The organism is Endozoicomonas sp. 8E (assembly GCF_032883915.1).
Classification (GTDB): Bacteria; Pseudomonadota; Gammaproteobacteria; order Pseudomonadales; family Endozoicomonadaceae; genus Endozoicomonas_A.
The window spans coordinates 3,953,819-3,966,730 of the sequence record NZ_CP120717.1; the positions used below are offsets into that span (position 1 = coordinate 3,953,819).

The window sequence follows — 12,912 nt, forward strand, 5'->3', positions numbered from 1 at the left end:
CCCCATTTCATTCAAGACATCGTATAACGGCTATGGTTGAAGACACCTACGATGAGCTCTCAGGGGTACTGGAGGAGGATGAAACTTTTTTTAGCGAGTCACATAAGGGAGAGAGACGTCTTGATGTTCTGGCCCGTAAGCAGAGAGCTCGGACTTCGGGAAAAAAGCCTTCCGAAACGAAAAATGATTCTATGCGTTGGGTAAAGCGACATTTGAAATAAACAGAGCCATATCGCCATATGGCAGTGTGACAAGAATCGATTCTTGCATAATGTTCAATGTGATAAGTAATAGCGAGGGTGAAATCATGAAATTAACCATCTCCTTTTTATCTTCTCTGCTTCTATTTTTTTCGTTTTCTTTGTTTGCTGATTCTTTTGTATTCGACAATCCGGATGAATACACTATAGAAGTATTCGATGGAGCTTCACTCATATACGACAAGCATGATAGAAGCATTTATCTTGATCGAAATCCTAAAACCAATTACTTCGTAGTAAGAGTAGACAGGTTCCCAACTCCTATAAATCTAGTATTAAACACTTCTTTAAATGAACAGTTCCATAAAGGAGGTTGTAATTATAGCTTTACACTAAGTAAAGAAAATGGATGGGCTTTTGAGGGCAGTGATTTTCCTTGCACAAAAGGCCAGGATCATTTAAAAGGCGATGCTCCTGTATTTACCATCCGAAACGACTCGAATGAGCCAAGTGATCCAACTAAAAAAGGAATCAATGTCTACCCAGCAATTGCTGCAACTAAAAACGGTTTTGCCGCTGATAACCAACGGGGGTTTCTCCATCCAGGAGACTCCAGACCGATTACTGAAGGCAATATTATATTGATAAACTTAGGTATAAAACGTGGTTCAAATATACAATTAGGATTTTTTGATCCTGACATTCCCGGCTATATAGCTTGTGGGGATGATGTAATGCCTTATACCGGTCGATATACATTCACACTGACAAAAGATAAAAAGTGTGTTATTGCAAAGAATCTTAACCAGGTAAAAGCTGACTGATCATTGGTATGCGTTCAAAATGGGAGTCTCGGCGATTTAGCTGTCTTTCGGTTACACACCGTATACAACTAAGCAGAGGCTCCCATGTTTATGATCTGTGTATTCTGTATGCCACTAGTTCCCAGGTCTGGTCTCTTACAATCGTTTTACGGAACTCATGAAACAGACATTGACATCAATTGTCGCTTTTGATGGCCACCGGATCAGGTCAGGCAAAAGCCCGACCTGAATCAACGGACTTACTTTTTCATCCAGGCCTCGGACCAGTGCAAACCGGTTCCCGGAGCGTAATACAAAGTAGACTGATTACACCAACCAGAGTATGGGAAAGGCTTACACTGATAGACCTCGCCATCTGTGCCAAGGACAACTGAACCAGGCTGATAGCTACCTTTACCTTCCGGATACTTATATTCGTAATCCGGAGTCGGAGAGGGTGTGGGGACGTTATCCGCTTTTATGACGGAAGTGGATGCGGAGTGTTTAGCGTCAGAAGCCCAGATACGATTGCTGAACAGGTTGTCTTCATCATACATCAAATGATTCATCTCCTGATGCCAGATACCAATGAAGGCTTTACCCTGATTGCGATCATTCACCTTCAGTGCCAACTCTGTGGTCCAAAGGTTAAAGTCGGCATTGCTGCTGGTAATGGCAATCTGCTCATCCACCACTTCTTTACCTGTGCCGTCAAAGAGTCGAAAGCGGACCTTATCACCGGCTTCAGCAATATTGTGCCCGGTGCTCACATAGGTTCCAACATTCACCAGCCCGGGTAAAGGATCCGGATCTGGCGAAGGCGTTGGAGGGGGTGTCACTCCATCACTGCTGAAAGCAATGTCAGAACAGTTATAGAAACCTTCACCCGCAGGATCAGATCGCTGCCACCGCACATAAAGAATACCGGTACCGCTTCGTCCTTCGGGAATATTGATATCCATCTCGAAATACCCGTTCACTACGGGCAGGTCATCATGGCTGTTGATCAATTCGAGATCGGACCAGTGCAACCTTTGTAAGGAAGAATCAAATCCGGGCCTGGTCAGATAAATCCGCCAATAGCTGGGATTGTGAGGTGCAGTTGCCCTGAATCTCAGTGTGTGTGTACCGGCAGACAATTCAGTCTTCTGCCATTGCGAGGAAGGAATATCCATGCCCGCTTTGGCGGCAGAGCCAGCACTGCAAAGATTACCATCTGTCACAACCGACCTGACAGCTGCGTTGTTATTATAATCAATGACATTGGCAGCAAACTCATTCTTCTGAACAAAAGGGTATGTCCCAGACTCCAGAAACGCAGCACGACAAGCTGTATTGGGAATCGTGGAGCCATCCTGATTACCCCAGTAACCGCCATCATCAGCACAGATAGTCTGTCTTGCTTTGGGAAATTCTGTCCAGCCATGACCGATAGCCATACTGGAAAACACGGCAGTGGCCAACGACGCCACCCCGACAAAAGAAGTTTTTATCATTTTTATTCTCATCTTCATTATCAACCCAGACAAAAGTCATGGGATATCAATACGACTTTCAAATACTAATATCAAGACGATGACAATAAAACCTGCGGATAATACCTACCAAAAATGATTATCAATACAGAATCCGCAACCATCAAACTAGAGGTTTCCCCTGTTACCAGAGGAACACTAAAAGCTGTAAAACTGCTGCCCGTGGTCGAATCCGTAGAAGATAAATTTGGTTACGCTGATCATATTTTTGTCACATCATTCCACCTCTCACTCTGAACCTCTCTCTTCAAAACAGACAGTTCACAGGTATCAGAATTATAGAGAAAAACATCCAGTTCAAGTCCTAACTTTTTTTTCACTAAGTTCCGGAACAACTTACAGTCTTCTGAAATATAATTAACAATGAGACTTGATAAACCTGTCTCAGTATTATTTCCATATTTTTTTTCATAGGATGATAAATTAACGACCATTCCAACAATGGATTTTTTCGCGTATGAAATAACAAGTTCATTTTCTAAAGGGCATTTTTCCGAGTCATACTTTATATCCAATGAATCTTGTAGTGCAGAAATGGACTCTTCTTTAAATTCGTGACTCCCTGTTTCCGTTCGGTAGCCCCCTTTAAAACTGGTTTCCAGCTCAAAGTATTTTGCTTTTTTGACTTGTTCATTTTTTAAAAAAAAGTTTAAATCCAAGGCTTTCTCGGGTATTGAAACCCGAAGATCCTGACCTGTAAGCCTCGAGTAAATATTCTGTAGCGCAAAGTTAAAATATGTGTTCAACATTAAAGAAACAGCTTCTGATCCGGCATACTCTTGATCTATTATCTTTAAGAGCTCATCTTTTACAAATTCATGCTTGTTTATACTCCACTTACAAACTTCGCCTTGATTATCCAGTAGTTGTGTATACACATCTTTCGAATATATAGCCTTTACTTCGCACTTATCACGCTCAAGAAGAAAACCAATATCTCTGAATAACTCAATTGGAACATTGGGAGAGATATAGCTGACTGATGACACTTGAATGCATTTCCTATGTTTTAGCTCATCCACCTCTATACGAACTCTGTCATAGCCTGAACGCAGACCCGTTTTTTTAATGACGAATCGATTGGGATTTTCAAGCATTTTGGCAATAAGTTTTCCTTCCTTGAAGGCTTTTATAACTTTAATCTGTTTGTAAGCATTACTGTTACCAGGCAGCTTATCAGGCTTACCCACGGACATTGCAGGCTGCCGTAATAAGGCAGCTTCATCTAGAAACCATTCTGCATCAGGCTGTGTGGGTAAAAGTTGAGCATCTCTATTTTTATGCGAAGGAGAACTATGCTGCCTTGCAAAAGAATATTCTTCTAATTTTTTCCTTGTCCTCATAATTTCTGGTTTGAATTCATCATCATCTTTAAGGACAAGGTTTTTAGGTGAAGGATCTACTGTCACAGGAGAATATGCACTTCCATCTCTCGTTTGAGGCGGTACCATAGTTGATGCATTTGATAATGGTTTGATAGATGAATCCATGATTAAGCCCTTTCTTGATAAATTTAAATGGATGTTTAGAGCCCTCTTCTTCAAAAAAAGTTCATAACAGCACCGACAGCACCTCTAACAAAATCCCTTGGATGCTGCCCGATCACCTCGCTGGGTCATCAGAATCGAGCGTTTTTTGGCGCCTGACCAGACATCCAGCAATTCTTTTACCAGGCCCCTTAACTGAAGCTGTGAGATAAACTCCGAGTGGTAACGCCAGTCTCTATAAACAGGAGCTTCTGGAGCTGAGATATGCTTTACCAGACAGCAGAGATTAGAAATACTTACCAATGACGCCTATTGTTCAAATTTATACTTAAGTAGTACTTCAGCAGGTTATTTTTATCATGACCCCAATTTTTCATTTACCTCAATTCCGGAGAATAAAAAACAGAAAAATACTTCTCTGTGTCCTGCTGTCTTTTTTTTTGTGCCAGCCGCTTTTTCTGCCTGGGAGTTTAAATATTCCCGTAGCCTGACGGAATACTGCGATGAAGCAGGCACCAAACTGAAGGAGGACAGTCCATATCAGTATTTCCTGTGCATCTCAAAAAAAAAGAACAAAGCATCTACGGTTTCAAAAGCTGTGAGTCAGGTCATGCCCGTTCCAATGGTGGCTGTTCCAATCAGCCCACCGAGCGAACGGCCAGACTCTGATAACCCTGAAATTTATTCGGGCTATACCGAAATTGTTATAACCAATACACTTGCCGCAACATCAGCTTCTACGTCTTTAACTGTTTTAGGCGCCATTAGTCTCAATAAAAGTCATGTAGTCGTTAGTGAAAGCGAGCTACCCACACAGGCTCCCCCTATAGCAATAAAAAATGCCTTAGAAACTTTCAGGCAATCCGCTGTCTTTAGCGCAAATCCTGATGGAACTCCAATCTACTTTACAACTTCGGCCGTTCAGATGAACTCGGAAAGAGCCAGAGCTATTCATGAAGAGATAGGAAAAATAGTAAAACACCTGGATGATCTTGATGAACTCAACGAAGAAATTCCACATTGGATCAGAAGAGCCTGGTTAATGATCCGAAGTTACTATCCAACTTTCACTCGATTCAGCCCTGTAGGGGCATTATTTGTTTCAGTATTTTCACCGCTCTACACAAAGCCACTGGAAAACACTTTTACTGACTATATAGAACAACCTTCTTATAACTTCACAGGCTGCCGTGTTTTTGTCATTATCAACACTGAAAGGTTAATAAGGGATATGTACCAACAGGGCGTATTAATTTTTGATCCTAAAAATGGTTTCCCGCTATTGACCAGTGCCAATACGGTAAGAGAGTTTGCTTTATCAGCCAACAAGTCGGTGCACTCATTTAAGACTAAAGGGGAGTTCATTAGCTTTTCAGACAACTCACTCCAGTGTCAGTGCCCCATTTGCACCAAAACAGGAAGGCATGCGGCCAGTGCATTTGGAGGCTGTCTGGTTGATGGAATAGTATTACCCAATGTCCTTTTCGTTAATGTCATAGATGAAGTGCGTAATCGACTTGACGCGCCTATCGGCAATATATCAGAAATTGAAATGTATGTTCATAACATCTCTGATCCTCGCTTATTAGACCGACCTCTAAAAACCAGACTCTATAATTTTGTAAACTTCAGTTCTTTTGATGACACGAATGAAAAATTCTTTGGGCGGCACTCTCCGTGCCAATGTGAAAGCTGCCCGAATGTACCTACTAAAGAGTCGGAAGCATCTGCAGTGTTAGTGACCTTTATTGTGAATGGATTAGTGTTTGTTGCTGCAACAGCAATTGCGATAGCCTGCAACAATGGCCTGAGACGTGTAATCATACATGCCAGAGAACGGTAATCTCTAGCAGCCGCTACTAAAAATCTAACATAATCTGTAATTATGTAGACTTATCTACGCCATCGGCATGGATGCACGACGAATCGTGTCTAACTCCACTCTTGCGTAGGGTTTAGGGTCTGGGCGACCCCGTCGAGCTGTAACCTGTCTCGACCATAGTTATCAAGGTTCAAACTTGCACTGTAATCCCTATCATGCAGAGTTTTACATTTTGGACACCGCCACTCACGATCAGACAGAGTGAGATTGTCATTTACGTAGTCGCAAGTATGAACCGCACACTTCTTCGAGCTGGGAAAGAACCGATCTGCAATCACAACCTGGCATCCTCTCAGCTCTGCCTTGTATTCAACAAGTTCTCTCAGCTTACCGAAACCTGCATCACTGATTGCTCTTGCCAGTTTGCGGTTTTTTACCATGCCTTTGACATTCAGATTTTCGAGGGTGATTATTTTGAATCTTGACGTCAGATAATCACTTACCTCATGTAGTACGGCTGTTCGCTGGTTACTTATCCGGTAATGCAGTTTGGCAACCGCTCGCTTGGCTTTCACATAGCGGTTGCTTCCCTTTGTTTTGCGGCTTAACGCCCTCTGTTTCCTGTTAAGGCGTTTCAGAGAGCCTTTCAGTTTCTGATTAGCAGCAAAGGTTTTGCCATTCGAACAAATAGCTAAATCCTTGATGCCAAAATCAACGCCTACAGACTCATGGCTTTGTGCTTTTGGGTCGTAATCCTGAGTGTCTACCAAAATAGAAGCGAAATACTTTCCGGCTCGCTTACTGATCGTCACCTGACAGGGTGTTCCTGTAAATCTCAGCTCCTGGCGCATCTTGATGCGGGTTTTCAGTTTCTCAATGCGAAGTGTTCTGCCATCAACATCAAACTTGGGTTTTTCTCTGAGAGAAAAACTGTCGTGTAGTCCTCGCTTCTTGAATCTTGGATAACCTGCTTTTTCTCCTTTCTTCACCCGACGAAAGAAGTGAGTAAAGGCGTCATGAAGATCGTCGATTGTGTTCCTGGTGACACGTTGGCTGACTTCGGCATACCAGGGAAACTCAAGCCTGAGTTCCTGGTATTTTTCATTCGCAGCCTTCTTTGACCATTTAACGCCTTCTTGATTGAAATGGGCTAACAGTTGATTGAACGCATGACGACGAGAACCACAAGCCCTATCAAGATAATCGGCTTGTTGTTTTGTCGGTCTGAGTTCAATCTTGTGAGCTAACAACATCTCGCAAAGTCTCAAGCATTTTTTTGTATAACCTGAGTTCGCCAACCTTTTGCAGAACAGCAGGCTTCCAGTAACTCTTGCTGCCCGTCTAAGTCTGGCTTTTGGTCGTGACCGGATACTCTGCAATAGCAAAGCGTAGTCGCAGCTTCGTTACTGTAGCCTATGAATTCAGACACGTCGTAGTAACGAGTTCCACCTTTGGTCTTTCTGGCAGGAAGCAGCTCACCTGTACTTTCCCATTTTCGAAGTGTTACTGGGTCTGTACCAAGTAGACGAGCTGCCTCACCTATCTTCACTAATCTCTTATTTATGCTTGAGATTTTATAAGATAGTTTTAGATTATAATAGATTGTTGCGAACTGTTTTTAACCTGTCGGACTTAAGCGCCCGTAGCGAGGATTGCAAGAAATTGAGGATAAAAATCTCTGTTTCTGAGGAGAATAGCGAGCTATTTGACGAAGAAACAGGGATTTTTAGACCAATTTATTGCAACCGCACGACTGCATGGATGCAGGAGCTAGAGCAACGCAGGAGCAGTTGCCGTGTAGGACAGTCTTAAGTCCGACAGGCTGCTAGATCACTTTTAAGTGTCTTTTCAGTCGGACTGCTGATGCTCTGCAAGGCTGATTAGACAAGAACGCCCTCGGGGTCACGATCCGGGCGCTTATTTAAATTATTCAGGAGAATCAATCCCAAAATGACCATGAGGGAGAGGCAATTGAAACTGCTCATCCGATACGGGTGGTCCAGAGTTTAAATTGTCTCTATGACTCAAAGTGCTTTGCACCTCTTCCAACAGCGATCCGAGGTCACTCTCATTGACTATTATCATGCCCATTCCATAATTAGTGAACAAAGCGACCGTTTGATCGTCATTTAAAGCAAGTAAAATCCAGATGTCAGAGTGAGGTTCTGGCAATTGATAGGACGAGGTTCCATCCGATATATAAAAACGACCGAAAAAGCTCCATCGCCCCACTTGAAGGAATCTTAAAATCCAATCCTTCGGTTGCAGATACATCATAGCCCAACCCTGCGGATTGAGATATTGAGTAAGCCACTTCCATTTCCATGAACTTGTCATGTCAAGCACCGATGATGGCACAACACAGGACTCAATATAAGTGTCAAATTTTATGTGTTCAGGAGCAAAAAGAGAGTTAATAAGTCTCTCATCGCCCTCCCCATAATCCAGTAAGTAGGCATTCAACCGTTTGGCAAGACTATCATCCGCTTCCTGATGAGCCTGCTTATGCCGCAGCAGCATATAATAGAGATAAGCGAAAAAACGTTTTTCATTCCCCAATTGCTTCCAGTCATAGCGGGTTAGTTCTGCTTTTATTGTGATGGACAGCCAGCCAATTCTTATAAAGAAGGTTTTCTGAAGCCGGTCTAAACCAATATCAGTGATCCCGCCTGCCTCCATAAGGGCGAAAAAAGTTGTCAGATCTTCCGGACTAAACAAGCTGGCAAAGCCTTCACTGCCTCCCCCGGGAAGATTTCTATCAATATGGCGCTGCATGAATTCAAATCTTTCTCTGAATATTTGTATTTCATTGCTCAACCTGTCATTCAGCATGATCGGCTGACCTGTTAAACAATTATTCGCAACGTTCAGTATATTTGCGTTCGTCGTGCTATGGTCGTCTGTTTTATCATTCAATAGCTCTACCAGCAATTCGCAGAACCCATGCAAACCCTGACTTGACCTGTCAGAACTTGTTTCTTCACATCTAGCGCAAACGCCACCCACTGCTCCGAGGTTTGACAAATGTTGGCAGTCAGGACAACTGGCGTTAACCTTTGGCACAGACAGCGATAAAGTCACTAATATTAATACAGTGAAAAGTCGCAGGATACAGAGACCCTTGAATAGTCCTGCAGTTCCTCTCCAGGGTTGATTGTTAACGTTCGATTCAGATTGCACTTTATTGTCTCTATTGACCGGTTAAATAAACGGAAGAGGTGTAAGATCCCTGCCCCGCTGGTTTATAGTAAGTACCAGGCAAAACAGACATGATAGATCATAACAACGATTTCCAATGGTCGCTCAAAGTTATCAGAGCATTATAGAGCTCAGATATGTTTCACGAGACGACAGTATAGTGAATCAGAGCTTATGCGCCGTTTTCTAAATGAATTTACGAACTTTACGGTTTCTGTCAATTGCTGAACTGACAAAGTCTGTATCATTTTTAAGCTCATCATCCGCATAAATGAAAGCACGAGGATGCTTTTTAATTAATTTCAGCAAATACTTGCGATCACTCAATATTCCTTTACTGGCAAATGATAAGAGACTAATGTCGTCGGCAATTAGCCTCTGAATAAGGTGCTTATCGCTTCGGATTCTTTCACTTGCATCATTCAGAACCATTGGGGACTTTGCGATAGCGGTCATTACAACCTCATCATTGTCCCGAAGTTCCAGGCTGGCATATTCCAGGTCGCCCGGATGTTCTTTAATGGTGAGTAATACAAGATCTTTATCACTTCGAACCCGTTGGCTGGCATAGGTCAGCCCATGTTCCAGCAGGATGTTCCTGACCTTTTCTTTGTGATCCTGAAGCGATTGACCCGGTGAAACAATAAACTCCAGGTTGTAAGTATGAGGTGGCTTGATAACAAAGTATTGGTTTCTTAGATGGCTATTAAAATGCTCAAACAATGGAGTGGCTTTTCGGGAACCAACGAGTAGAAGGTGATATAAAAATTTCTTGCAGTTGTCCTCACCGATGCCTTCATTCATTAACACTTCCTGAAGATTGTTCTTCGATTCTGCCAACCGTAGACTGTCATCCATAAACTGTTTGTGGTGGCTGTTTAATAACTGACACCAATCGGGAGCGCTATGGAAAAATCTGAAATAGAACATTGAAAAAAGGCAATGCTGGAAGGCAAATCTATCAGCTTCTGCACAAGAATCGTTATTAAGGCGTTGTGCAAGAAAGTTAAAGTTCCACTGATCTCTCTTAAAAATGGTCGTATTGTGCCTCAAGTGAACCTCCACCTCATCAAGAGCATCTAATACTGCGATCAGTTTCTCAAAGGCATCCTGCATAGTTTGAGTGGTTGTCATTCGGGGGCATTCGACGATAATTTCTCCCGCTACGGCGTTGCTACTTAGCTTCATGCCATCAGCATTTTTATCCAGCTCGATCGCTTTTAATAACTGCACCAGAAACCACATACGCTTCAACCTGAAGGGTTGATCACTGCCATCAGGACTATAAAACTGGTCAGAGAATGTCAGCCGCAAGGTTCGTTTTTTTCCGCCCTCTGCCTGTTCAAGTAGCTCGATGATGCCCACATGATTGCCAAAAGTCAGGTTAACAATCACAGCATCAACCGTATTGACGACAGTTGCTTTAATCCGTAATTTTTCGATGGCTGCTTTGCAGGTCTGATTCAATAATGTCGCCTTTTCGCCCGGGGGGGTGCATTCAACATAGGTGACTTCCTGTTCAGTAGAGACTTTGCCCTGACCAGAAGCCAAAGTGACCATTGCCAGTGCTTTTACGAAGCGCTGATGCAGGGCAAAAATCAGGTCATGAACACTCTGAACCTGCTGAGCCTCCATAGGATGGAGTGCCTGGAGAGAGGATTGCAGATGATGGCAGGTGGCCATCCACTGACTAAACATGTCCGGGCATAGTTTCAGTGCTTCACCAGCCTGCAGGGGAAGGATGATATGCTTTAACACTGATCCGATGGTCTGTTTCAGCGTCCCGAAACGGTTAATCAGTTGTGGTATTTCATCGCGCAATGACTCGAGCTGGGGTGAAAGGTGCTTACCCGCCAGTAACAGAAATGCCCGGTACCCCCCCAACATTGCTTCAGCGCCCTGAACCAGCTGGGTTACCGCATCCCCTGTCTCTGTCATTATCTTTAAGCGTTCCGGAGACATGCTTAGTTTTATCGGGTCTGCGAGACAATCCAGTCCGCCGCCGGGGGCGAAGAATGCCAACAGGCGGGCATTTTGATCCACAAGCCATTGAAACCCGCTGGCAACTTTACGGAATGTACCGTCAGGGGGAAATAAATCATCCGGTGACTTGACGGTTCTTACTAACGGTAAATCAGAGAATCCAGCGGATTGGGTTCTGTGACTGGCCAGTTTTCCGGTAAGGTCACCGTTAACAATAAATGCACAGGACTTGCCGTCAAAGCGGGCGCAGACCAGCGTGGCTTGTTGGCTATCCTGGCCAGTCAATGTCAGGCACTGGTCAGCGGCCAGCATTAAAGGTATTTTTTTCTGTCTCAGGAGGATCGCCACATGATCATTGAATCCTCCATTAACAAAGACAAAACCTGCAATCCGCTTCAGGCAGTCAGGCTCAAGCATCCAGTCTTCAGCGTGTCGTGCCACGACAATGGCGCCTTCTGGCATAGAGTCTGCCTTTTGTTTTTTGGCCAACCAGAGTGGTCCGGTGCAATAACCTTCGCTGATACCCTCACCACTGGCAAGGGTTTCCTCGGGTTCGGCCATGGCAAAATCCATCCCTCCGGAAAGTCGGGTAATTGGGCGCACCTGCAACAGGAACAGACGCCCCTGTTGATCGATGGCAAACTCCACATCCACGGGACAGAGCAACAGGTCTTCAAGTGTTACCACTGCCTGCCTGAGTTCTGCAACCAGGTCATCACTGAGTCGTTGCCCAACACTGTCTGGTTTGCCAACGATATTATGAATCTCTGTTTCCGAATAGCCGTCGTTATCGCTATTCCTTTGCAAGATGAAGTGACTTGAGACCGTCCCGGGAAAGTAAGTCACCTGGTCAGCCCCTTCCCTTCGTTCAATATTGATGCGGTGGGGCGTATTAACGGACTTGCCAGCCACTGCGCCTCTGGGCTGACCGGATGAGTACTCAACCCTGATGGTATCATCCTGGAATGATTGAAAGCTCATGGCTACCCCACCATATTGGCAGTCAATACACTGTTGGATGATCAGTGCCATAGGTTCTGGTATACCCCCATGACAGACTTCAGGCATGAAACCTGAAGCCATAACCTTAAGGCAGGTATGCAATACATCATCTTCTCCCTGAACTTCAGAGAGGTATTTGCCCGCCTGGGCATCGCCGTAGTTGTCTTCATTGATACCAGAGCTGCGGACAATAACAGGCTGTGACAGGGACAGTCCGACCAGTTCAGAGCGCAGATCCCTGATTTGGTGAGCCGCTTCAGAATCTTTTACCTGCTCGTAAAAGTCATGACTGGCAACAAATTTTGCCAGCCCTGTCAGCCAGTCAACCCATCGGGTATGTTCTGAATGTAGCAAGCCATTGAGGTGCTCCCTGATATCCACCAGGCGGGTTTCTGCCCCCAATTCATCGACTATTTCAGGAAGGTACGGGGCTAAACGACGGTTATCCAGTGGCTGTTTTTCAAGCGCATTCGTTATATCGGCTGCAACACATCTGAAGGGTGGAACAGTCAGCCCTGCTTCCTGCATACGCTGTAAAAACATACCCTTGCCCCCGAGCTGTTGCCGGTCGGGGAGAGAATGGTCAGAAGAAACCGGAAAAGGCTTACGACAGATGCGCTTGGCTAATGGTGTTGCATCGGTCAGAGCGTCACGGGAATCAGTATCCTTTAAATATCTCTTGGATGGGCTTTTGGCCCCGGTACTCTGAGAGGGTTGAGTGATCGGGCTTTGATAATCAGGACTGCCAAATTGAGGATTTAGCATCAAGATCTCCAATATAACGTCTAATGTTTATCCATGACTTAATGGCTAATAGCTGTGGTCGTCCGTGATCATGGTGCCAAAAAGTTGGAAAAGAAATCATTCATCCCGCTTGGACAG

The 12,912-nt window shown here is 44.3% G+C and carries 8 protein-coding genes; 2 read left to right on the forward strand and 6 right to left on the reverse strand.

Annotated features, from left to right (window positions below; translation table 11 throughout):
• The first annotated feature begins 307 nt into the window (after window positions 1-307).
• A complete protein-coding gene (locus P6910_RS13030) occupies window positions 308-1,024 on the forward strand; it encodes a hypothetical protein (protein WP_317141722.1) in 717 nt (238 codons plus the stop codon).
• A gap of 239 nt (window positions 1,025-1,263) precedes the next feature.
• Here P6910_RS13030 and P6910_RS13035 read toward each other — a convergent pair whose 3' ends face one another.
• Both P6910_RS13035 and P6910_RS13040 read right to left on the reverse strand, forming a co-directional pair.
• Window positions 1,264-2,499, reverse strand: a complete 1,236-nt coding sequence (locus P6910_RS13035; RefSeq protein WP_317141723.1) for a lytic polysaccharide monooxygenase — start codon at window positions 2,497-2,499, stop codon at window positions 1,264-1,266.
• Between the two features lie 239 nt (window positions 2,500-2,738).
• Window positions 2,739-4,028, reverse strand: a complete 1,290-nt coding sequence (locus P6910_RS13040; RefSeq protein WP_317141724.1) for a hypothetical protein — start codon at window positions 4,026-4,028, stop codon at window positions 2,739-2,741.
• Window positions 4,029-4,467: 439 nt separating this feature from the next.
• Here P6910_RS13040 and P6910_RS13045 point away from each other — a divergent pair, with 439 nt between their 5' ends.
• Window positions 4,468-5,868 (forward strand): hypothetical protein, encoded by a 1,401-nt coding sequence (locus tag P6910_RS13045; protein WP_317141725.1) that lies wholly within the window; start codon window positions 4,468-4,470, stop codon window positions 5,866-5,868.
• An 89-nt stretch (window positions 5,869-5,957) separates the two neighbouring features.
• On the opposite strand, the gene P6910_RS13050 is transcribed toward P6910_RS13045, so the two are convergent.
• The 4 genes from P6910_RS13050 to P6910_RS13065 form a co-directional block, all read right to left on the reverse strand.
• The gene (locus P6910_RS13050) at window positions 5,958-7,100 is read right to left on the reverse strand and encodes an RNA-guided endonuclease TnpB family protein (RefSeq protein WP_317141726.1); all 1,143 of its coding nucleotides are present in this window, start codon (window positions 7,098-7,100) and stop codon (window positions 5,958-5,960) included.
• A gap of 11 nt (window positions 7,101-7,111) precedes the next feature.
• Window positions 7,112-7,396 (reverse strand): recombinase family protein, encoded by a 285-nt coding sequence (locus tag P6910_RS13055; RefSeq protein ID WP_317141727.1) that lies wholly within the window; start codon window positions 7,394-7,396, stop codon window positions 7,112-7,114.
• A gap of 377 nt (window positions 7,397-7,773) precedes the next feature.
• Window positions 7,774-8,763, reverse strand: a complete 990-nt coding sequence (locus P6910_RS13060) for a hypothetical protein (RefSeq protein WP_317141728.1) — start codon at window positions 8,761-8,763, stop codon at window positions 7,774-7,776.
• A 468-nt stretch (window positions 8,764-9,231) separates the two neighbouring features.
• Window positions 9,232-12,795, reverse strand: a complete 3,564-nt coding sequence (locus P6910_RS13065; RefSeq protein WP_317141729.1) for a PEP/pyruvate-binding domain-containing protein — start codon at window positions 12,793-12,795, stop codon at window positions 9,232-9,234.
• Window positions 12,796-12,912 lie beyond the last annotated feature (117 nt).